The 23,258-nt window shown below is 39.0% G+C and carries 13 protein-coding genes, 2 tRNA genes, 2 rRNA genes, 1 pseudogene and 1 riboswitch; of the genes and pseudogenes, 16 read left to right on the top strand and 2 right to left on the bottom strand.

Annotated features, from left to right (window positions below; all coding sequences use genetic code 11):
* The first annotated feature begins 33 nt into the window (after positions 1–33).
* Positions 34–140: riboswitch (SAM riboswitch) on the top strand.
* A 60-nt stretch (positions 141–200) separates the two neighbouring features.
* The 8 genes from ACP3T3_RS17220 to ACP3T3_RS17255 all read left to right on the top strand — a co-directional run bounded on the left by ACP3T3_RS17220 (position 201) and on the right by ACP3T3_RS17255 (position 10,761).
* Complete coding sequence (locus tag ACP3T3_RS17220) at positions 201–1,139, top strand: alpha/beta fold hydrolase (RefSeq protein WP_426477011.1); 939 nt, start codon at positions 201–203, stop codon at positions 1,137–1,139.
* A gap of 5 nt (positions 1,140–1,144) precedes the next feature.
* A complete protein-coding gene (locus ACP3T3_RS17225; RefSeq protein WP_426477012.1) occupies positions 1,145–2,683 on the top strand; it encodes an ACT domain-containing protein in 1,539 nt (512 codons plus the stop codon).
* A gap of 128 nt (positions 2,684–2,811) precedes the next feature.
* Entirely contained in the window at positions 2,812–3,972 is a 1,161-nt protein-coding gene (locus ACP3T3_RS17230) for an O-succinylhomoserine sulfhydrylase (RefSeq protein ID WP_426477013.1), read from the top strand.
* A gap of 36 nt (positions 3,973–4,008) precedes the next feature.
* Positions 4,009–5,019 (top strand): homocysteine S-methyltransferase family protein, encoded by a 1,011-nt coding sequence (locus ACP3T3_RS17235; protein ID WP_426477014.1) that lies wholly within the window; start codon positions 4,009–4,011, stop codon positions 5,017–5,019.
* Between the two features lie 82 nt (positions 5,020–5,101).
* Positions 5,102–6,193 carry a fatty acid desaturase family protein gene (locus ACP3T3_RS17240; RefSeq protein WP_426477015.1) on the top strand — a complete coding sequence of 364 codons (1,092 nt, stop codon included), beginning with the start codon at positions 5,102–5,104 and terminating at the stop codon, positions 6,191–6,193.
* Between the two features lies 1 nt (position 6,194).
* Complete coding sequence (gene metH, locus ACP3T3_RS17245; protein WP_426477016.1) at positions 6,195–8,855, top strand: methionine synthase; 2,661 nt, start codon at positions 6,195–6,197, stop codon at positions 8,853–8,855.
* 7 nt (positions 8,856–8,862) lie between these two features.
* Positions 8,863–9,822, top strand: coding sequence for a methylenetetrahydrofolate reductase [NAD(P)H] (metF, locus tag ACP3T3_RS17250; RefSeq protein ID WP_426477017.1), 960 nt, complete (start codon positions 8,863–8,865; stop codon positions 9,820–9,822).
* Between the two features lie 255 nt (positions 9,823–10,077).
* Positions 10,078–10,761 carry a hypothetical protein gene (locus ACP3T3_RS17255; protein WP_426477018.1) on the top strand — a complete coding sequence of 228 codons (684 nt, stop codon included), beginning with the start codon at positions 10,078–10,080 and terminating at the stop codon, positions 10,759–10,761.
* A 596-nt stretch (positions 10,762–11,357) separates the two neighbouring features.
* Here the strand turns inward: ACP3T3_RS17255 and ACP3T3_RS17260 are convergent.
* Positions 11,358–12,038, bottom strand: coding sequence for a hypothetical protein (locus ACP3T3_RS17260; RefSeq protein WP_426477019.1), 681 nt, complete (start codon positions 12,036–12,038; stop codon positions 11,358–11,360).
* An 84-nt stretch (positions 12,039–12,122) separates the two neighbouring features.
* Positions 12,123–13,274 (bottom strand): hypothetical protein, encoded by a 1,152-nt coding sequence (locus ACP3T3_RS17265; protein ID WP_426477020.1) that lies wholly within the window; start codon positions 13,272–13,274, stop codon positions 12,123–12,125.
* A gap of 101 nt (positions 13,275–13,375) precedes the next feature.
* Here ACP3T3_RS17265 and folE point away from each other — a divergent pair, with 101 nt between their 5' ends.
* The 8 genes and pseudogenes from folE to ACP3T3_RS17305 all read left to right on the top strand — a co-directional run bounded on the left by folE (position 13,376) and on the right by ACP3T3_RS17305 (position 23,159).
* Positions 13,376–14,044 carry a GTP cyclohydrolase I FolE gene (gene folE / locus ACP3T3_RS17270; protein ID WP_047376638.1) on the top strand — a complete coding sequence of 223 codons (669 nt, stop codon included), beginning with the start codon at positions 13,376–13,378 and terminating at the stop codon, positions 14,042–14,044.
* A gap of 3 nt (positions 14,045–14,047) precedes the next feature.
* Positions 14,048–14,479, top strand: coding sequence for a DinB family protein (locus tag ACP3T3_RS17275; RefSeq protein WP_426477021.1), 432 nt, complete (start codon positions 14,048–14,050; stop codon positions 14,477–14,479).
* Positions 14,480–14,603: 124 nt separating this feature from the next.
* Positions 14,604–16,070 carry a cysteine--tRNA ligase gene (gene cysS, locus ACP3T3_RS17280; RefSeq protein WP_426477022.1) on the top strand — a complete coding sequence of 489 codons (1,467 nt, stop codon included), beginning with the start codon at positions 14,604–14,606 and terminating at the stop codon, positions 16,068–16,070.
* Positions 16,071–16,868: 798 nt separating this feature from the next.
* A pseudogene (locus ACP3T3_RS17285) lies at positions 16,869–17,621 on the top strand (IS982 family transposase); the annotation flags it as partial.
* 653 nt (positions 17,622–18,274) lie between these two features.
* A 16S ribosomal RNA gene (locus ACP3T3_RS17290) occupies positions 18,275–19,791 on the top strand.
* Between the two features lie 218 nt (positions 19,792–20,009).
* A tRNA-Ile gene (locus tag ACP3T3_RS17295) sits at positions 20,010–20,083 on the top strand.
* A 91-nt stretch (positions 20,084–20,174) separates the two neighbouring features.
* A tRNA-Ala gene (locus ACP3T3_RS17300) sits at positions 20,175–20,248 on the top strand.
* A gap of 153 nt (positions 20,249–20,401) precedes the next feature.
* Positions 20,402–23,159 (top strand): 23S ribosomal RNA (locus ACP3T3_RS17305).
* The 16S and 23S rRNA genes sit together here with 2 tRNA genes alongside, the layout of an rRNA operon.
* The last annotated feature ends 99 nt before the right edge of the window (positions 23,160–23,258 follow it).

Here is a 23,258-nt window from a genome sequence, read left to right on the forward strand (position 1 = left end):
CCTTTGCACCATTCGTTCATTCAAATATTGAAAATGTTATCAAGAAAGGTTGAGGGATTAGACCCTATGAAACCTTAGCAACCCTTTGCGCAAGCAAAGAAGGTGCTACGTTCTACCAAAGTATTTTGGACAGATAACTTACTGAAGTTCTTTTCAGCCATTTCCTGTGGCATTTTCAATTGTATTAAAATTTAATAGAATTGAAAACAGAACTAAACTATATTAATCTTTCGTATCAAACCAATTCCCAAAAGGAATACCATATCTCATTAAGCTATCAGCTTTTTGGGAAAAATCTGTTTACAGCCCCTGTCATTTTAATCAACCATGCTCTTACCGGAAACTCAAATGTATCCGGAGAAAAAGGATGGTGGAAGCAGCTGGTAGGAGAAAATCAGATTGTTGATACCGATAAATATACAGTGCTGTGCTTCAACATACCCGGAAACGGATATGACAATTTTTTAATTGAAGATTATGAAGACTTTACGCCTTCAGATATCGCACAGATATTTCTGAAAGGGCTTGAAGCTTTACATATCAAAAACCTATATGCCATTATAGGAGGCTCTCTGGGAGGAGGCATTGCCTGGGAAATGCTTGCCAGGCAGCCGGATCTCGCAGAAATATTTATTCCTATTGCCTGTGATTACAGAACACACGATTGGCTTCATGCCCAATGTCTGGTTCAGAAATTTTTATTGAATGATAAAGAAGAACCATTACAGAAAGCGAGAATTCATGCCATGTTGTGTTACAGAACTCCACAGTCACTCAATGACAGATTTCAAAACCAATATAACCAGGACAAACAACGCCTGGAATCAGAAGACTGGCTGGTTTATCATGGTAATGCACTAAACGAGAGGTTTAGTTTAAAAGCATACAAACTGATGAATCATCTCCTGATGAATATCAATGCTGATGAGACAGGACTGGAGAACATACAGGCGCGAATGCACATGATCTCCGTAGATACAGACTTATTCTTCCCGGCTTCTGAAATCCGAATGTGTTTTGAAAACTTACAAGAGAAAAATAAGGATGTTTCTTATCACGAGATCCAATCTATACACGGGCATGACGCTTTCCTAATGGAATATCAACAATTAAATAATATCATTAAAAACATTTTATAGAAGTAATGAAAAATGCTAACGAAATAAAATTTTTGAAGAACAGATCAATCATCAAATTTGAAGGAGAAGATTTCCTGGGTGAAATCGGGATTGACGGACGAATTTTTAAAGCGCTTACTTTAGCGCGCATCAGTGTGGGAGTAATTTCCCAGCAGGCCATAGAAAACGGAATTTCTATTCTGGTTCAGGAAGTTGATGCAGAAAAAGCAGTAGCTTGTCTTATTAATGAGTTTGAAGCAGAAAGAAAGTCCGGAAAAGTTTCCCAGATCTATAGTATCAATAATGTTTCTGTGATCGGTTTTGTAGCAGAAGATTTCAATAAAGTCTTTGCCGAGCTGGCAAGAAACAATGTTTTCCCATTGCTTTTGAATCAGGTGGCAGGAGAAAACAGAGTCAACATCGTTGTGACTTCCTCACAGGATGAAAAAACAAGAAATATCATAGAATCTGAAATTTTCAAAAAGCCAAAGACCGTTCATCTGGCAATTATTGGTCACGGAAACGTAGGAAAAACTCTGATCGAACAGGTGCTTGAATCTGCCGAAGAAATTAAAAAACGTAAAAAAATAGACCTTAAAGTAGTTGCAGTAGCCAACTCAAAGAAAATTGCCTTCAACAAAAAAGGATTTGATGCCAACTGGGGCGATGAGGTTTTGACAGCAGAACATCCATCGAGTGTAGAAGAACTGATTAATTTCTCCAATGAAAATCAATTGGAGAACCTTATCGTTGTGGATAACACAGCAAGCAAAGATTTTGTAAAGAACTATCACGCTTTGGCAGAAAACGGATTCGATCTGGTTTCTTCCAACAAAATTTTCAATACCCTTCCGATAGAAGAATACAGAAAACTAAGATATACGTTGAATAAAAATAACAGACGCTATCTGTATGAAACCAATGTGGGCGCAGGGTTGCCGTTAATTGATACCATCAAATTATTACACCTTTCAGGAGAAAATATAACCAGAATCAAAGGCGTATTCTCCGGAACACTAAGCTATGTTTTCAACAATTTTTCTTTGAGAGAAGATAAATTCTCAACCATCATCAACGAAGCTTTGGAAAAAGGGTATACAGAACCGGATCCGAGAGAAGACCTATCAGGAAATGATGTAGCAAGAAAATTATTGATCCTGGCAAGAGAATTAGACCTGATCAACGAATTCGGAGATATCAGTGTTCAAAATCTGGTTCCGGAAAGCTTACTTGAAGTTTCAAAATCAGAATTCCTTTCAAGACTGGAAGAACTGGACGAAGAATATCAGAAAATAAAAGAAAACCAGGAACCGGGGCATGTACTGAGATATGTAGGAGATTTACATGGTGATCTGCAGAAAGACAAAGGTGAATTAGATGTAAAACTGATTTCTGTTCCGGCAACTTCAGCTTTAGGACAATTAAAAGGTTCTGATTCCATCTTTGAGATTTATACAGAAAGCTATGGTGAAAATCCAATTGTGATTATGGGAGCCGGAGCCGGGGCAAAAGTGACGGCAAGAGGCGTATTCGGAGATATTTTAAGAGTAAGTGAAACGAAATAATATGTAATGTAACAATCTAACAATGTAACAGTTTACCAATATTGATTATTGTCATTCTGAGCATAGCAAAGAATCTCATTGTTGCACTGTTAGATTGATATATTGGTAAATTGACAAATTAAAACTATATGGAAAATTTTGAAACATCAGCAATAAGAACCCAAACGGAAAGAACCCAATTTGACGAGCATTCTACACCATTATATCTTACCTCCAGTTTTATATTTCAGGATGCGGAAGATATGAGGGCAAGCTTTGCCGAAGAAAAACCAAAAAATTTATACAGCCGTTTCTCTAATCCAAACGTAACAGAATTTACCGATAAGATTGCTAAAATGGAAGGCGCAGAAGCAGGATATGCCTTTGCTACAGGAATGGCCGCTATCTATTCTACATTTGCAGCACTATTAAATGCCGGAGATCATATCGTGAGCTGTCAGTCTGTATTCGGATCTACACATACTTTGTTTACCAAATATTTCCCGAAATGGAATATTGAAACTTCTTACTTCAAAGCAGGTGATGCAAAAAATGTTGAACAATACATTCAACCCAATACAAAGATCTTATATCTTGAAACGCCTACCAATCCGGCTATTGAAATTCTGGATCTTGAATTTTTCGGACAGATCGCCAAAAAACATAATCTTATCTTTATTGTAGATAATTGTTTTGCAACCCCTTATCTTCAGCAGCCAATCAAATACGGTGCAGATATTGTTGTACACTCAGCAACGAAATTAATTGACGGGCAGGGAAGGGTTCTAGGAGGAATAGCCGTAGGAAAAGAAGACCTGATCAGAGAAATTTATCTTTTCGCAAGAAATACAGGACCTGCATTATCTCCTTTTAATGCCTGGGTATTATCAAAAAGCCTTGAAACATTGGCTATCCGTGTAGAAAAACACTGTGAGAATGCATTGAAAGTAGCCGAGTTCTTAGAAAGTCATCCTAATGTAGAACTCGTAAAATATCCATTCCTGAAATCCCACCCAAGCTATGAAGTCGCCAAAAAACAGATGAAGCTGGGAGGAAATATCGTAGCGTTTGAAATAAAAGGCGGAATAGAAGGCGGAAGAAATTTTTTAAATAAGATACAAATGTGTTCGCTTTCTGCCAATTTAGGTGATACAAGAACGATCGTTACGCATCCGGCATCCACTACACATTCCAAACTATCAGACGAAGAAAGAAATGAGGTAGGGATTACTGCAGGGCTGGTACGTTGTTCAGTAGGACTGGAAAATGTAGACGATATTATTGCAGATCTGAAGCAGGCTTTAGATTAATTCAAACCGTTGAGGGAATACCTAAAATAGATAAAAATGAAAAATTCAGAACAATTATATAAAGCTTTATCCGAAAGAATTTTAATTCTTGACGGTGCCATGGGAACGATGCTTCAGAGGTATAAATTTGAAGAAGAAGACTACCGAGGAGAGCGTTTTAAAGACTGGGAGCATCCGGTAAAAGGAAATAATGACCTGCTTTCTCTGACACAGCCTCAGGCAATTGAAGAAGTTCACAAGAAATACCTGGAAGCAGGAGCAGACATCATTGAAACCAATACCTTTTCCGGAACTACCATTGCGATGGCAGATTATCACATGGAAGATCTGGTGTATGATCTGAATTATGAATCTGCAAAAATTGCAAGAAAAGCCTGTGATGAATACACTGCGAAAAATCCGGATAAGCCGAGATTTGTAGCTGGATCTATCGGGCCAACGAACAGAACGGCAAGCTTAAGTCCTGATGTGAATGATCCCGGATACAGAGCCATCACTTTTGAAGAGTTGAGAGTCGCTTACAGGCAGCAGTGTGAAGCTTTGCTGGATGGAGGATCAGATATCCTTCTGGTAGAAACCATCTTTGATACTTTGAATGCAAAAGCAGCATTATTTGCGATTGATGAACTGCAGGATGAAAGAGGAATTAAAATACCGATCATGGTTTCAGGAACCATTACCGATGCTTCAGGAAGAACATTGAGTGGACAGACCGCAGAAGCTTTCCTGATCTCCGTTTCCCACCTGAATTTATTAAGCGTAGGGTTCAACTGTGCATTGGGAGCCGATCAGCTGACCCCTTATCTTGAAACACTGGCTCATAATTCAGAATTCTACGTTTCAGCATACCCGAATGCCGGTTTACCGAATGCTTTCGGAAAATATGATGAAACGCCTGAAGATATGGCAAGACAGATCAAAGAATATGTAGAAAAAGGGCTGATCAATATTATCGGGGGATGCTGTGGTACAACTCCTGAACATATTAAAGCGATTGCTGAGCTGGTAAAAAATTATCCGCCTAGAAAATTGAAGGAATTTGTGTGATTTGATAGATTTTTTTAATCAAAATCAAGAATGAAGGCTGAAATATAAATATTAACTTTAAGTAAACCACAAAGTTAACTATATGGAAAAGCCGATTTACTTAAAAGATTCAGAGGATACAAAACTGTTTAATGAATTGAGAAAAAAAGTGAACCAAAGGGTAGAAGCCATTTCTGAGAACAGGGATATCTATATTCAGATCAAGGCGGTTGTTCTTCCGCTGATCTACGTTGGATTTTATTTTCTGGCTCTTTTGAATGCCGAGAAACATTGGATCTATATTCTGAGTTTTGTTTTGATGGGAATTTCTTTGGTCTTAATTTATTTAAATCTCATTCATGAAGCGGCTCATAATAATATTTATAAAAGTAAAAAGCTGAACGGGCTGGTTCTTCACATCTTTGATTTTGTAGGAGCCAATTCCTATATCTGGAAAAAAAGACATATTGCAAGCCATCATGCCTACCCGAATGTAGATGGATGGGATACAGATATCGAACAGAGCGGATTACTTTTAATCGTACCGTGGATCAAAGCGAAAGGAGTACAGAAGTATCAGGATAAGTTCTTCTTTTTAGTATATCCGTTGTATTTGTTCAACTGGATGTTTATAAGAGACTTCAGAGACTTCTTTGACAAAGAAAGAGTGATTTTAAAAACCCAGGGAAAAATACCCGCTATTGAAAAAGTGAAAATGATAAGCTATAAACTGTTCTATTTCTTTTATCAGATTGTGGTTCCTGTAATGTTCTTTAAAGTATCAATAGGGTTGGCTTTAGGAGCGTGGTTTTTACAGGTGATTTCAGCAAGTATTTTTGCATTGTTTGTTTTACTGCCTTTGCATCCGCTTCCTGATAATGCCTTTCCAATATTAAATAAAGAAAAAGGTCTTCCGTTCAGCTGGCTTCGACATCAGTTTGAAGTGACCAATGATTTAAAAGAAAATAACTGGTTGGTAAGAAATATACTGGGGAATTTTAATTTTCATGTGGCCCATCACCTGTTTCCCAATTACAGTTATATGTATTACAACGAGATCACAGAGGAGATTGAGAAATTTGCTGAAGAACATGGTTTAGCATATAAAAGGTTTCCACTGATTACAGCTTTAAGCAAGCACAGGGATTTATTGCGGCAGAATGCCAATAATGCCTATTATATTTTAGAAGAATAAAATGAAGTATTTAAGATTATCAGGCCTTGAGCCTCTTATCATAACACCGGAGAGTAATTTCATCAATGTTGGTGAAAGAACCAATGTTGCCGGTTCCAAAAAATTTTTAAGACTGATCAAAGAGGAAAAATTCTCTGAAGCATTAGATATTGCCCGCCATCAGGTAGAAGGAGGCGCCCAGATTCTGGATGTCAACTTCGATGACGGACTGATTGATGGAAAAGCATCCATGATCAAATTCCTGAACTTAATTGCCTCCGAACCGGATATCGCAAGAATTCCGATTATGATTGATTCCTCCAAATGGGAAATCCTTGAAGCAGGTCTTCAGGTAGCCCAGGGAAAGTGTGTAGTGAATTCTATCAGCTTAAAAGAAGGTGAACAAGAATTTATCAAACATGCCAAAGCCATTAAAAGATATGGCGCGGCAGTTATTGTAATGGCATTTGATGAGGTAGGGCAGGCTGACAGTTTTGAACGAAGAATCGAAATTTCAAAACGGTCTTATGATATTCTGGTAAACCAGCTTGGCTTTCCGGCAGAAGATATTATTTTCGACTTAAATATATTCCCGGTAGCGACAGGAATGGATGAACACAGAAGAAATGCCATCGATTTTATTGAAGCGACACGCTGGGTAAGACAAAATCTTCCTTATGCCTCTGTAAGTGGAGGAGTAAGTAATGTTTCCTTCTCTTTCCGCGGAAATGATACCGTAAGAGAAGCCATGCACTCTGTTTTTCTTTACCACGCCATTCAGGCAGGAATGAACATTGGTATTGTAAACCCGGCGATGCTGGAAGTGTATGATGAGATCAATAAAGAATTACTGGAGCTTGTAGAAGACGTAATTCTGGATAAAAGGGAAGATGCTACAGAAAGGCTTCTTGATTATTCAGAAAAGCATAAATCCGTAAAAAAAGAAAAAACAGAAGACCTTGAATGGAGAAATAATCCATTGCAGGAAAGAATTACCTATGCCCTGGTAAAAGGAATTGACCGTTTTATTGAAGAAGATGTAGAAGAAGCAAGACAAGTGGCTGCAAAACCGCTTCATGTCATTGAAATTAATCTGATGACAGGAATGGGAGTTGTAGGAGATCTATTCGGAAGCGGAAAAATGTTCTTACCTCAGGTAGTGAAATCTGCAAGGGTCATGAAAAAAGCAGTTGCCTATTTACAGCCTTTCATTGAAGCTGAAAAAGACGGCTCAAAACCTGCCAACGGAAAAATATTAATGGCAACAGTAAAAGGGGACGTTCATGATATCGGTAAAAATATTGTGAGCGTTGTTCTGGGTTGTAACAACTATGAAATTGTTGACCTTGGAGTGATGGTTCCGGCTGAAAAGATTATCCAGACGGCCATTGAAGAAAAAGTAGACGTGATAGGGTTAAGCGGCCTGATTACACCAAGCTTGGACGAAATGGTGTACATCGCTTCAGAATTAGAAAGACAAAACTTAGATTTTCCTTTATTGATCGGTGGTGCTACAACTTCCAAAGCACATACTGCCGTGAAAATTGATTTAAAATATAAAAATGCAGTTGTTCACGTAAATGATGCCTCAAGAGCTGTAAATGTTGTGAGTTCATTATTAGGTGACAGAAATAAAGAATACGTTTCTGATTTAAAGAATGACTATTCCGATTTCCGGGAAAAGTTCCTGAACAGACAGGTGGATAAAGATTATGTTTCCATTGAAGAAGCAAGAGAAAATCGTTTTAAAATTGACTGGGAAAATGAAGAGATTTTCACTCCGAATACTATAGGAATAAAAGTAATCAAAAATCAGGATTTGAACGAATTAGTCCCTTTCATCGACTGGTCTCCGTTTTTCAGAAGCTGGGATCTCCACGGGAAATATCCGAATATCTTAGAAGATGAGGTAGTAGGTGCCCAGGCAAAAGAACTATTCAAAGATGCCCAGGTTATTCTGAAGAGAATTTTAGATGAGAAACTGTTAACAGCAAAGGCCATATTCGGAATCTTTAAAGCCAATTCCAATGAATCTGATGATATTTTAATTTTTGATGAAAATAATAACGAGCAGGCGAGGTTTCTAACCTTAAGACAGCAGGCTCAGCGATCAAAAGGCAAAGACTATCTGGCTCTGAGTGATTTTATTGCACCTCAAAGCTCAGGTAAAACCGATTATATGGGAGCATTCTGTGTAACCACCGGATTTGGAACTGATGAACTGTCCAGCGAATATGAAAAGGCTCATGATGATTACAATTCCATCATGGTAAAAGCCCTGGCTGACCGTTTTGCAGAAGCCTATGCCGAATTCTTACATAAAAAAGTAAGAACCGAATACTGGGGATATGCCAATCAGGAAAACTTAAGCAACGAAGAACTTATTGCCGAAAAGTACAAAGGTATCCGTCCGGCTCCCGGATATCCGGCGTGTCCTGATCATTTGGAGAAGAAAACAATCTGGGATCTTTTAAAAGTAGAAGAAAATACAGGAGTTTTCCTTACAGAAAGCCTTGCCATGTTCCCGACAGCATCTGTTTCCGGATATTATTTCGGAAGCCCGCATGCCAAATATTTCGGATTAGGAAAAATTACAGAAGACCAGCTTAAAGATTATGCAGCAAGAAGAGGTTGTAGTATCCAGGAAGCGAGAAAATGGTTGTCACCCAATTTAGCAGATTAACATTGACATGAAGATAACAGAACACATTAAAAATGCAAATGGAAAAACTTTATTCTCCTTAGAAGTTGTTCCGCCACAGAAAGGAATCGGAATTGAAGACCTTTATACGAATATAGATCCGTTGATGGAATTCAAGCCACCTTTCATTGATGTTACGACATCCAGGGAAGAATATATCTATATAGACAAAGGAAATGGCCTCATGGAACGCCGTATTACAAGAATGCGTCCCGGAACTCTGGGAATTTGCGCCGCTATTCAGCATAAATATAATGTAGATACAGTACCACACCTTCTTTGCGGAGGCTTTACGAAAGAAGAAACAGAATATCTTCTGGTAGATTGTATGTACCTTGGAATTGATAATGTAATGGCTTTAAGGGGAGATGCCATGAAAGGACACCAGTATTTTGAACCTACTCAGGGAGGACATCCGAGTGCGATGGATCTTGTGAACCAGATTAATAACCTGGGAAGAGGAAAATACCTTCATAACGAAGAACAGATATGTGATGAATTAAATAAATTCTGCATCGGTGTTGCCGGATATCCGGAAAAACATATGGAAGCCCCTTCCATGAATTATGACCTGAAGTGGCTGAAACAAAAAGTAGATGCCGGAGCAGATTATATCGTTACCCAAATGTTCTTTGACAATAAAAAGTACATAGAATTCGTTCAGAAAGCAAGAGAAATGGGAATTACAGTTCCAATTATTCCGGGAATCAAACCTATCGCAACAAAGAAACATTTGAAAATCCTGCCACAGGTATTCAAAATAGATCTTCCCGAAGAACTGATCAATGAAGTGGAAAATGCAAAAAATAATGAAGCTGTAAAGCAGATCGGGGTAGAGTGGGCTATTGCTCAATGTAAAGAACTTCTGGATTTCGGAGTTCCCGTTCTGCATTTTTACTCAATGGGTAAGAGTGATAATATCAAAAAAATAGCCGGTGAGCTATTCTAATAAAAGTACCAAAATGAAGGAGGCTGTCCCAAAAGGGCAGTCTTTTTTTTTGTGATTATGAGATAATTGGGCATTGCCAGCATACTTTACAATTCCTTGTTGTTCTGCAGATATATCAGGCTTTAGAAGAAAAACTGTTATGACTAATTGAAAATATAAATAATTATTATAAAAATAATTTATTTCTAGAAAAGAGAAATTGTTTTTAAATTTATCGTACAAAAAATTAATAATCAACAATAAAAGCTTAAAAACATGAGAAAAGACATTTTCACGAAAATTAATTTGTTTGTTTCAGCGGTAGCACTTTTAACCGTTTTTTTCGCTTGTAGTGGCGAGCTGGAGTCTAATAATGATGTTCCACAGGAACAATTTCAAAAGCACACTAATGTTGCAGGAAGGGCTGTGACATCTGAAGAACTGATAGATATTTTGTCTAAGGATGAAGATTTTATCGGTTTGGGCAACGACCTTATTAATTTTATTTCTGATATTCCTAATCAGGATCAATTCCTTGCTAACTACAAAGATGAAGATTTTGAAGCTGGGAAAGAACAGTATTTTTTAGAATTAACTGGTTATACAAATGATCAGGTAGGGTATGCTCTAACAAATATTGATAAAAAGCTGACAAACGTCTTGGAAAAATATCCGGAATTGCGGTATGATGGCAGCAACGGAGAATTTATCCAGTATATTGTGGATGAGGCTTGTGCAAAAATAGATAATCAAACGGCAAACAGAAATCTTGCTGCATGTCAGGCATGTGTGAAAAAATGGAAGCCAAGAATGATTGCTTCAACAATCTTTGGTGCCGTTGCAGGAGGTATACTTGGAGGCGGAGCAGGAAGTCTTTATTCTGGATGGGCAGGTGCTGTTATTGGTTTTGCAAGTGCCGGTTGGGGAGCTGTGGATTGTCTTGAAGCAGCTGGCTGTTAATTAACTTCACTAAAAAACTTGGTATGGAATCATACAAATTAAAGAATGCCATAATAATGGTTACTTCCTTTTTAGGAGTATTATTCTTTGGCTACACCTGGTTGAGTACATCTTATAATGATATTTCAAATTACGATTATTTGAGGAATAATTTTGGACAATTTGCTTTCTTCGGATTTGCCATGTTCTTTATATATCATTTTTTGAAGAATTTCAGAAAAGAAGGATTATTCTTAACCATTATTATTATTTTTTTTATAGCTGTTGTAACTTTATATATAGTAGCCAATCTGCTTTTATGGCCTTTTGCTATTGTTTTATTTATATCACTTTTCTTTTTTCTACTTAGAAAATACTTGTGGAAAAAATAACAAATTAAGAGGAGCTGTGTCACTTTTGAGACAGCTCTTTTTAATCAGGTGTCAGGTCCTTAAATATTGATACATACAACCCGTTATGGAGGATTCATTAAAAGCGATGACATTTAAAAATAATTAAAATGAAACCCTATAAAAACAAAAACCAAAGCAAAATAAAAGTTGCTTTGGTTTAATTATTTTTTTGTCCTATAATCTATATCAGATTTTCAAGACTAGTCAGTTTAAGAACTTAACCAGTTTAATGAGATCTCCTTCTTTATTTATTTTAATATTATTTGATTTTACGAAATTTTCAATATCATCTTTTTTCGCCGGAAAAGCTTCTGTTATCTCTTTTATTTTCTTTGGATTTTTAATATATCCCGATTCTGTTTTGATATAGTAAACAGGATCCAGTGCATTAAAGCTCGCCGGTCTATCCATTTCATATGAATTTCGGGCGGTAAAAGCATTCTTAAACTCTGTTTTTACTTTTTTATAAAGTGTATTTTTACCACCTACAAGTTCAAAAAAGTATCCCTTTAGATCATCACCAGTATCAAGTTTTACCAATACTTCTTTTGTTCTTGTAAATTCAATTCTGGTAAAAGGGCTGTCTGAAACTAAAGAATACGTTTCTTCATCTTTCTTGAACTCTACTTCATCAAAGTACATATTATAACGTGCTACAGCAGTTTCAGCTCTGTCAGCAACAATAAATTTAGCAGGTGAAAATGCTTTATCATAGTAAGGACTGCCTTGTATGTCATCATAGCTGATTCCTTTACCGGTTGAATCTCCATTCTGATAAAACGTGTGATTTAGTAATCGTGATCCGTCATAACTCAATGTAGTCATCTGCTGTGCAGAAAGAGGAATGAATGATACTAATAAGATACTTATAATGATTTTTCTCATTGTATATGGTTTTATTTAGGTTATTAAAAATTTACTTTCAAAAATACAACTAATATTCAGTAGTGAAATTTATTTAACTATTAACTATAACATGGGATGTCTCTCAAACTCCTTATTTCTGTCAAACAGATACCGGTACGTAGCCAGTTTTCGGGTAACCGTTGTATCCAGAGTTTCTGCAATCTTGATCATTTTAGGGTTAAAATCACCAATCCACTGTAATTCTGTAATCTTAAAATCTGTATGCTTTCTCAAATGCTGGGTTCCTTCCCAGATCATATAGCCGTCAATACCTTTCTTCTGCCATTCCGGAACTACACCAAAAACAAGTCCCACCATTTTTTCATTCTTCTTAAAACGTTTCAACAACAAAAATTTGAGCTTTTCAAACACACCAAACTTTCCATTGACATATTTAAACCACTGGTTGAGGTCCGGAATATTGATCCACATGGCAATCGGTTTTTCATTTTCATATACAAACCACGAAATATGTTCATTGATGATAGGTTTCATCGTATTGAACATTTTCAGAACTTTGGTTTCTTCCAGGTGTTTTCCTTCCCCATGAGAAGCCCAAGCTTTATTATAGATCTCCGTAAAATCTTTTGCAAACTTGGCCAGATTATTCTTTTTCATAGGCTGGGCTGAAATTGCCGGGTTTCTTCTGTTCTTTTCATGGGCAATTGTGAAGATTCGCGAAACTTCTGCAAAAACAGGTCGGGTAAAACAAAGCTGTTCAAAATAAATCTGAAACCCATAATTTTCAAAAAGATCTTTGTAATAAGGAAAGTTGTAATTCATTCCAAATAAAGGTTCAATAAACCCTTCAATCAAAAGTCCCCAGAATTTGTCCCTTTCTCCAAAATTAATAGGCCCGTCCATAGCTTCCATTCCTCTTTCCTGAAGCCAGTTTTTACAATGGTCGAAAATAAAATTGGCAGTTTCCTGATCATGGATACAGTCAAAAAAACCAATTCCTCCCGTAGGCTGCTTTTGCTCATAGCAGCCATTGATAAAAACAGCTACTTTACCAACCGTTTTATTGTGCTTTTTAAACAGAAATCTTTTACATTCTCCGTTTTTAAAAAATTTATTCTTTTCAGGGTCAAAAATCTCCTCAATATGTTTATCTAAAGGGCGGATATAATTTTTGTCATGTTGATAAAGGCGGGCCGGGAATTCCAGAAATTCCCTTTTATGGAGTTGGTTTTGTACTTCTTCGGCAATAATCATAGGTTTTTTAATCAGAGCTGGTTATAAAAGATAATGTTTTTCATCTTATTTGAAATAGAGAAAAAGATATTATCCGTATTTTTGCTGCAAATTAAATAAAAATGGTTGATTTTACTGATAACGACGATGATATTTTCACTGGAAAAGAACATACGCCTATAAGGAAAGATGCTTTTGATAAATCGCCACAGGAAAAAATTGAAAAAATTACTGAGCTTTTCGGTGAGATTATGGAAACGCTGGGAATGGATATGACCGATGATTCTCTGAAAGACTCTCCAAGACGTGTTGCCAAAATGTATGTGAATGAAATTTTCGGAGGGCTTCTTCCTGAAAACAAACCGGGAATTTCCACTTTCTCCAATAAATATAAATACCGCCAGATGTTGGTGGAAAAGGACATCACTGTATATTCATTCTGTGAACATCACTTTTTACCCATCATTGGAAGAGCCCATGTTGCTTATATTTCCAATGGAGAAGTAATTGGTCTTTCAAAAATTAACAGAATTGTTGATTACTATGCAAAAAGACCACAGGTTCAGGAAAGACTTACGATGCAGATTGTGGACGCTTTGAAAGAAGCTTTAGGAACAAAAGATGTAGCTTGTATCATTGATGCAAAACACCTTTGTGTCAACTGCAGAGGAATAAAAGATACCGCAAGTTCTACCATTACTGCAGAATTAAGTGGTATTTTCAGAACAAACCCTATTACAAGACAGGAGTTCTTACATTACGTAGGAAGTCATGCAAAACTGGATTATTAAATAATGAACTACCAAATCCTTAAAAATATTATTGACAACGAGCTTCAAAGATTGCAAAATATCCCTGAAGAAGAATGGTCATATAAAAGTTCTTCGGAAAAATGGTCTAAAAAAGAAATTATTGGTCATCTTTGTGACAGTGCTTTTACAAATATCCGTAGATTTGTTGTAACCCAATATAAAGAAAACGAGAATATTGTTTATGACCAGAATTTCTGGGTAAAAGCACAGGATTATCAGAATGTTCCTATCTCAGATCTTATTGACCTGTGGAAGTCTTTGAACTATCAGATCGTTCATGTAGTTGAAAATATTCCCGATGAAGCATTGCAAAGAGCCTGCGATACTACGAAAACAGAACCTCGGGTGTATACGTTGGAGTTTATTATCAATGATTATGTAGATCATCTGCAGCATCATTTAAAAGCGATTTAATTATGATAAAATTTAAAAAAGTTTCAGATAAAATTTTTATCACGACAATTATTTGTTGTGACAAAAGTATTTTTTAACTCATTTTGAATCTTTACAATTATTAAATCTTTTAACTTAAAAATAAATGCAATTAAAAATATATAACTCGCTTACAGCAGAAAAAGAAATATTCAAACCTATCTTAGAAGGAAATGTCGGAATGTATGTCTGCGGACCTACTGTATACAGCAATGTGCATTTGGGAAATGTAAGAACTTTCCTTTCTTTCGATTTTATCTACCGTACCCTGATGCATTTGGGATATAAAGTAAGATATGTAAGAAATATTACTGATGCGGGACATCTTACCGACGATGGAAATGTAGATAACGACAGATTCGTAAAGCAGACCAGACTTGAAAAACTGGAGCCTATGGAAATTGTACAGAAGTATACCGTAGACTTCCACAAAGTACTGGATATGTTCAATCTGCTGCCACCCAATATCGAACCTACCGCTACAGGACACATTGTAGAGCAGATCGAATTAACTCAAAAGCTGATTGAAAGAGGTTTCGCTTACGAAAGCAACGGTTCAGTGTACTTTGATGTATTGGAATACAATAGAAGAGGATTGAACTATGGCGAACTTTCAAAACGTAATATAGAAGAACTTTTTGCCAATACCAGAGACCTGGACGGGCAGGGAGAAAAGAAAAACCCACAGGATTTTGCATTGTGGAAAAAAGCATCTCCGGCTCACATCATGAGATGGAATTCCCCTTGGGGAGAAGGTTTTCCGGGATGGCACCTTGAATGTACTGCAATGAGCACGAAATATCTGGGTGAAACATTCGATATCCATGGAGGAGGAATGGATCTTAAATTCCCACACCACGAATGTGAAATTGCACAAGGAAAAGCTTGCAACGATGCAGCACCGGTGAATTACTGGATGCATGCCAATATGCTGACGATGAATTCTCAGCGTATGAGTAAATCTACAGGGAATTACATTCTTCCAATGCAGTTGGTTACCGGAGACAATGACTTCTTTGAAAAACCTTTCCATCCTTCAATCGTACGTTTCTGCTTCCTGCAGGCACATTACAGAAGTGTTCTGGATATTTCAAACGATGCGATGATGGCCAGTGAAAAAGGATTCATCAGATTAATGGAAGCTGTAAAAATATTGAATTCTATTACTCCTGACGATACAAAACAATCCGGTTTTAGCCTGAAAGAATGGAAAGATAAAGCATATGAAGCTTTAACAGACGACTTCAATTCGCCAATCCTGATTGCCCACCTGTTTGAAGCAGTGAAATACATCTTTGCTTTAAACGATGGTAAAGAAACAATCTCAACGGCGGATCTTGAAGATTTAAAAACTACACTCAATGCCTTTATCTTTGATGTTTTAGGATTGCAAACTGTAGAGGAAAACAACAATGAAAAGCTGGATCAGACCTTAAAAGTATTGATCGAATTGAGAAATCAGGCAAGAAAATCAAAAAATTTCGAGCTTTCAGACCAGATCAGAGACAAACTGCTTGCAGAAGGAATCGAATTAAAAGACGGAAGAGACGGAACATCATACGTTCTTAACTAAAAATATAACTTCGTTTTATCCCATTCCGTAGGAGTCACTTATATTATTAGGATTCTTACGGAATGTTTTTATATACTCCGGAAAATATATCCGGGGTCAGATTCAGATTCTTTCTCTATATTCCTTACTCCTCCATCTCTCAAACCCTCTCATCCTCCAACACCCCACCGCAATCTGCGGGGTACCATTCCTATCAGGGCTAGGGAAGAAGCTGTTGATAATTGATGAATGATAATTGATGAACGATAATTGATGAATGATAATTGATGAATGATGAAGTTCCCGGGTTCGGTTTCCGGGTTCTGGAATATCCCCATTCTGTATCATCATCAGTTTTTTATATTTATAAGGAGGTTTATCCTTTTACATTAAAAAGCTTGTATATATCCATCATCATCTGTGAACATCTGTGTAATCTGTGGTTCATTAAAAACAAGTAGGAGCAAGCTTCATCCGGTTCTCCTCAAAAAGGCTTTCTCTTTTTATATACCTCTATTATATACATTATATCTGTGAAAATCCGTGTGATCTGCGGGAAACCCATATCATCCTATATCCATCACAACAAAAACATCCAATAAGAGCGGGCTGTCCTCCTGAGCATACCCAGCCAGGCTGCAAACGCCGGTTTACGAAGCAATCCCGGTCTCCCCCAAAAACACCCGCCCTCTAGGCTTTACCCCAACCCTATATTGTTAAAGCATATATTCATACCCGTTGTGCATTATGAATTAAAAGAGAAAAAGTTGTTCATTTGATTGAAAATCAGTAAAATGTATTAGCAATAAAACATTTACAATGAACAACTTGAATGCAAATTACGAAAGAATTTTGGAAGTTTTACGAAAAATATCAAATGAGAATCTACTGTCTTATCAAAGACGAGTTCCCAAGTTAAAGGATTTGGAATTGATTAGTCTTGCCTTAACCGCTGAATTTATGGGTATTGATAGTGAAAATCATCTTTTTCGACATATTCCCGATACAATTGGGCAAAAAATAGATCGAAGTGTCTACAATCGGCGCAAACGTAGATTGGCTACTAAGATTAATGAAATACGAATGAAACTAGCCATAAGTTTTAATGAATATGAGAAGTTCTTCATCATTGATAGTATGCCTGTAGAAGTTTGCAAACTTTCCAGAAGCCACACCTCGAAAATTTGTAAAGATGCTGAATATTGTTATCCAAACAGAGGTTTTTGTGCCTCTGAGCAAATGCATTTTTATGGTTACAAACTTCATGCGGTTTGTTCCATAAGTGGTATTTTTCAAAGTATAGATTTAAGTCCAGCCTCTGTTCACGACATTCACTATTTAAAAGATATTAAAGAGCAATTATCAGATTGTACATTACTCGGAGACAAAGGATATTTGTCATCTGAAATTCAAATTGATTTGTTCAATTATGCAAATATAGAATTAGAAGCGCCTAGAAGACTGAATCAGAAAGATTACAGACCTCAATTTTATTTGTTCAAAAAACAGAGAAAGAGGATCGAGACCCTGTTTTCGCAATTATGTGACCAATTTATGATTAGACGTAATCATATATAATAATATAATGTAATTACCCATAACCCATAACCTGTCAGCTATAACCTATTCCCATCACAACTCTCTCCAACGCTCCCACTCTCATACCCTGTTACCCACCATCCTCCCATTCCAAACAAATGTTTAAAATTTTTCTCACTTTATTTCAGCTGGTTAGGGTTCCATATGAAGGGAATATGAAATTTAAGTTAAATAAATTTGTTTTGCGTTGTAAGAAGTTGCTATCTTTGCCCCACTGAAAAACGAGAGAGATTCGGTAGCGCAGAAGAGCCTTTAGATAGGCAGAGACGATATTACTTCCAAAAAGAAACAGACGAAAAAAACATCAAAAACTTTTCACAAAAAAAGTTGCGGGTTAAAAAAGAGTTTGTATCTTTGCAGTCCCAAACAGGGAGCGCAGGAGTAGAGAGCGATTGAGGGTTATGGAAGGGGTTAAGGTTACTTAAAAAACTTTAAAATTTTCTTTCAGGACATTTGGTCAAATCAAAATAAAGTTTTACTTTTGCACTCGCAAATGCGGAGCGCCACTGACAGAGAAGAGTGCTTCGTTGAAAAGCGAAAGATAAAAAGATCATTGACATACAATATAACAACCAAGTAAGGAAAAACTAAAGCGTTAAAAAACTTTGAGTGAGTCAGACAAACATACAATGGAGAGTTTGATCCTGGCTCAGGATGAACGCTAGCGGGAGGCCTAACACATGCAAGCCGAGCGGTAGAGTCTCTTCGGAGACTTGAGAGCGGCGTACGGGTGCGGAACACGTGTGCAACCTGCCTTTATCAGGGGGATAGCCTTTCGAAAGGAAGATTAATACCCCATAATATATTAAGTGGCATCACTTGATATTGAAAACTCCGGTGGATAGAGATGGGCACGCGCAAGATTAGATAGTTGGTGAGGTAACGGCTCACCAAGTCTGCGATCTTTAGGGGGCCTGAGAGGGTGATCCCCCACACTGGTACTGAGACACGGACCAGACTCCTACGGGAGGCAGCAGTGAGGAATATTGGACAATGGGTGCGAGCCTGATCCAGCCATCCCGCGTGAAGGACGACGGCCCTATGGGTTGTAAACTTCTTTTGTATAGGGATAAACCCAGATACGTGTATCTGGCTGAAGGTACTATACGAATAAGCACCGGCTAACTCCGTGCCAGCAGCCGCGGTAATACGGAGGGTGCAAGCGTTATCCGGATTTATTGGGTTTAAAGGGTCCGTAGGCGGACTCGTAAGTCAGTGGTGAAATCTCACAGCTTAACTGTGAAACTGCCATTGATACTGCGGGTCTTGAGTGTTGTTGAAGTAGCTGGAATAAGTAGTGTAGCGGTGAAATGCATAGATATTACTTAGAACACCAATTGCGAAGGCAGGTTACTAAGCAACAACTGACGCTGATGGACGAAAGCGTGGGGAGCGAACAGGATTAGATACCCTGGTAGTCCACGCCGTAAACGATGCTAACTCGTTTTTGGGCTTTATGGTTCAGAGACTAAGCGAAAGTGATAAGTTAGCCACCTGGGGAGTACGTTCGCAAGAATGAAACTCAAAGGAATTGACGGGGGCCCGCACAAGCGGTGGATTATGTGGTTTAATTCGATGATACGCGAGGAACCTTACCAAGGCTTAAATGGGAAATGACAGGTTTAGAAATAGACTTTTCTTCGGACATTTTTCAAGGTGCTGCATGGTTGTCGTCAGCTCGTGCCGTGAGGTGTTAGGTTAAGTCCTGCAACGAGCGCAACCCCTGTCACTAGTTGCCATCATTAAGTTGGGGACTCTAGTGAGACTGCCTACGCAAGTAGAGAGGAAGGTGGGGATGACGTCAAATCATCACGGCCCTTACGCCTTGGGCCACACACGTAATACAATGGCCGGTACAGAGGGCAGCTACACAGCGATGTGATGCAAATCTCGAAAGCCGGTCTCAGTTCGGATTGGAGTCTGCAACTCGACTCTATGAAGCTGGAATCGCTAGTAATCGCGCATCAGCCATGGCGCGGTGAATACGTTCCCGGGCCTTGTACACACCGCCCGTCAAGCCATGGAAGTCTGGGGTACCTGAAGTCGGTGACCGTAACAGGAGCTGCCTAGGGTAAAACAGGTAACTAGGGCTAAGTCGTAACAAGGTAGCCGTACCGGAAGGTGCGGCTGGAACATCTCATTTTAGAGCGTCTTTTAGGACGATAAACAAAATTAGTATCGCAAGATACAAGTACTTACTTAAAGTAAAGCTTTAGTTTTTTGTTTGGTTGGTTATATTAAAAAATACAAAACCCACTAGAAATTAGTAAAGGGATAGAGAGATTTTAGATTATAAATTATAGATTTTAGATTTAAATAATCATTTAAAATTTTCAATTTAAAATTTAAAATTAATAATGAAGTCTCGTAGCTCAGCTGGTTAGAGCGCTACACTGATAATGTAGAGGTCGGCAGTTCGAGCCTGCCCGAGACTACTAATTTTGAGTACAGGAGTTTGATAGTATTAGAGTATAAGGGTTTAAGGCTCAAACGCTCTAAGACCTTCACTCACCCACTCAACTAGAGGGGGAATTAGCTCAGCTGGCTAGAGCGCCTGCCTTGCACGCAGGAGGTCAAGGGTTCGACTCCCTTATTCTCCACAGTTTTGGAGGTTTAGTTTGAAAGTGACGATTGGAGCCAAAAACAACAATTGTTTACTAAACCAAAAGAAAGACATTAAGATCATTGACATTAACGGTAAAGACATCACAAAGAGAAAACCGAGCGCATAAAGCGCTTGAGTAACCAATAGGAAAGAAATCGTTAAGGGCGTATGGCGGATGCCTAGGCTTTCAGAGGCGAAGAAGGACGTGGTAAGCTGCGAAAAGCTGCGGGGATTGGCACACACGAATAGATCCGCAGATGTCCGAATGGGGCAACCCGGCATATTGAAGATATGTCACCTCTTAGGAGGAGCAAACCCGGAGAACTGAAACATCTAAGTACCCGGAGGAAAAGAAATCGAAGAGATTCCGTAAGTAGTGGCGAGCGAAAGCGGATTAGCCCAAAAGTCGTTATATGTTTAATAGAATGTTCTGGAAAGAACAGCCGTAGAAGGTGATAGCCCTGTATATGAAAGGCATATTTTGATGATAAATGAGTAGGGCGGGACACGTGAAATCCTGTCTGAATATGGGGGGACCATCCTCCAAGGCTAAATACTCCTGAAAGACCGATAGTGAACAAGTACTGTGAAGGAAAGGTGAAAAGCACTTCGAATAGAAGGGTGAAATAGAACCTGAAACCGTACGCCTACAAGCGGTCGGAGCAGCGTAAAGCTGTGACGGCGTGCCTTTTGCATAATGAGCCTACGAGTTAATTTTACTAGCGAGGTTAAGGTATTAAGTACCGGAGCCGGAGCGAAAGCGAGTCTGAATAGGGCGCATAGTTAGTAGGATTAGACGCGAAACCTTGTGATCTACCCATGGGCAGGTTGAAGCTCTGGTAACACAGAGTGGAGGACCGAACCGGTTGACGTTGAAAAGTCTTCGGATGACCTGTGGGTAGGGGTGAAAGGCCAATCAAACTGGGAGATAGCTCGTACTCTCCGAAATGCATTTAGGTGCAGCGTCGCAACAAAGTTTATTAGAGGTAGAGCTACTGATTGGATGCGGGGGTTTCATCGCCTACCAATTCCTGACAAACTCCGAATGCTAATAAATGTTCTGCGGCAGTGAGGGCATGGGTGCTAAGGTCCATGTCCGAGAGGGAAAGAACCCAGACCAACAGCTAAGGTCCCAAAATATATGTTAAGTTGAAACAACGCGGTTGGACTGCATTGACAGCTAGGATGTTGGCTTGGAAGCAGCCATTCATTTAAAGAGTGCGTAACAGCTCACTAGTCGAGCGGTCCGGCATGGATAATAATCGGGCATAAACATATTACCGAAGCTATGGATTTATATTTAAAATATATCTGGTAGGAGAGCATTCTATTTGCGCCGAAGCAGTATCGTGAGGTATTGTGGAGCGGATAGAAAAGAAAATGTAGGCATAAGTAACGATAAAGCAGGCGAGAAACCTGCTCACCGAAAGACCAAGGCTTCCTCAGCCATGCTAATCAGCTGAGGGTTAGTCGGGACCTAACGCGAACCCGAGAGGGGTAGTGGATGGACAATGGGTTAATATTCCCATACTTGCTCACACTAAAAAGGGGACGGTTGGATGTAGCTGCTAAAGACTGACGGAATAGTCAAGGCCTAGCCTTCGGGCGAAGCTGCTGTAGTGTAATCTGATCCAAGAAAAGCCGAAGTGAAGCAACCCGTACCAAAACCGACACAGGTGGTCGAGGAGAGAATCCTAAGGTGCTCGAGTGAGTCGTGGCTAAGGAACTAGGCAAAATAGTCTCGTAACTTCGGAAGAAGAGACGCCATCAGCAATGGTGGCCGCAGTGAAGAGGCCCAGGCGACTGTTTATCAAAAACACAGGACTCTGCTAAATCGAAAGATGCTGTATAGGGTCTGACACCTGCCCGGTGCTGGAAGGTTAAGGAAGGTGCTTAGAGTTAAATCGAAGGCATTGACTGAAGCCCCAGTAAACGGCGGCCGTAACTATAACGGTCCTAAGGTAGCGAAATTCCTTGTCGGGTAAGTTCCGACCTGCACGAATGGTGTAACGATCTGGGCACTGTCTCAGCCACGAGCTCGGTGAAATTGTAGTATCGGTGAAGATGCCGATTACCCGCAATGGGACGAAAAGACCCTGTGAACCTTTACTATAACTTCGTATTGACTTTGAGTAAGTAATGTGTAGGATAGGTGGGAGGCTTTGAAGCAGGCACGCTAGTGTTTGTGGAGCCAACGTTGAAATACCACCCTTTACTTACTTGGAGCCTAACTTCTTTCAGAAGGACATTGCGTGGTGGGTAGTTTGACTGGGGTGGTCGCCTCCAAAAGAGTAACGGAGGCTTTCAAAGGTACCCTCAGCACGCTTGGTAACCGTGCGTAGAGTGTAATGGCATAAGGGTGCTTGACTGTGAGACCTACAAGTCGATCAGGTGCGAAAGCAGGACATAGTGATCCGGTGGTTCCGTATGGAAGGGCCATCGCTCATAGGATAAAAGGTACTCCGGGGATAACAGGCTAGTCTCCCCCAAGAGCTCACATCGACGGGGAGGTTCGGCACCTCGATGTCGGCTCGTCACATCCTGGGGCTGGAGAAGGTCCCAAGGGTTGGGCTGTTCGCCCATTAAAGTGGCACGCGAGCTGGGTTCAGAACGTCGTGAGACAGTTCGGTCTCTATCTATTGCGGGCGTTAGATGTTTGAGAGGGCTTGATTCTAGTACGAGAGGACCGAATTGAACAAACCTCTGGTGTATCAGTTGTACCGCCAGGTGCACCGCTGAGTAGCTACGTTTGGAAGAGATAAGCACTGAAAGCATATAAGTGCGAAACTCGCCTCAAGATGAGACATCTTTTAAGGGTCGTTGTAGATGACGACGTTGATAGGCTATAGGTGTAAAGACAGTAATGTCATAGCCAAGTAGTACTAATTACCCGTAGATTTATAGTCTATGGTTACTATTAAACCAGGTGCTTTATGTGCATTGAAGGTTTTGTCTTTGTGAAAGTTTTTATCGATAAACCAGATGTCAGGTATAAGACCTCAGAT

Source organism: Chryseobacterium sp. CBSDS_008 (assembly GCF_049959325.1).
Taxonomy (GTDB): domain Bacteria; phylum Bacteroidota; class Bacteroidia; order Flavobacteriales; family Weeksellaceae; genus Chryseobacterium.

Coding starts and splice junctions, on each gene's coding strand:
- metH (WP_426477016.1), top strand. CDS start 6,195: ATGAAGTATTTAAGATTATCAGGCCTTGAGCCTCTTATCATAACACCG.
- ACP3T3_RS17255 (WP_426477018.1), top strand. CDS start 10,078: ATGAGAAAAGACATTTTCACGAAAATTAATTTGTTTGTTTCAGCGGTA.
- ACP3T3_RS17235 (WP_426477014.1), top strand. CDS start 4,009: ATGAAAAATTCAGAACAATTATATAAAGCTTTATCCGAAAGAATTTTA.
- ACP3T3_RS17240 (WP_426477015.1), top strand. CDS start 5,102: ATGGAAAAGCCGATTTACTTAAAAGATTCAGAGGATACAAAACTGTTT.
- ACP3T3_RS17260 (WP_426477019.1), bottom strand. CDS start 12,038: ATGAGAAAAATCATTATAAGTATCTTATTAGTATCATTCATTCCTCTT.
- ACP3T3_RS17275 (WP_426477021.1), top strand. CDS start 14,048: ATGAACTACCAAATCCTTAAAAATATTATTGACAACGAGCTTCAAAGA.
- ACP3T3_RS17265 (WP_426477020.1), bottom strand. CDS start 13,274: ATGATTATTGCCGAAGAAGTACAAAACCAACTCCATAAAAGGGAATTT.
- cysS (WP_426477022.1), top strand. CDS start 14,604: ATGCAATTAAAAATATATAACTCGCTTACAGCAGAAAAAGAAATATTC.
- folE (WP_047376638.1), top strand. CDS start 13,376: ATGGTTGATTTTACTGATAACGACGATGATATTTTCACTGGAAAAGAA.
- ACP3T3_RS17230 (WP_426477013.1), top strand. CDS start 2,812: ATGGAAAATTTTGAAACATCAGCAATAAGAACCCAAACGGAAAGAACC.
- metF (WP_426477017.1), top strand. CDS start 8,863: ATGAAGATAACAGAACACATTAAAAATGCAAATGGAAAAACTTTATTC.
- ACP3T3_RS17225 (WP_426477012.1), top strand. CDS start 1,145: ATGAAAAATGCTAACGAAATAAAATTTTTGAAGAACAGATCAATCATC.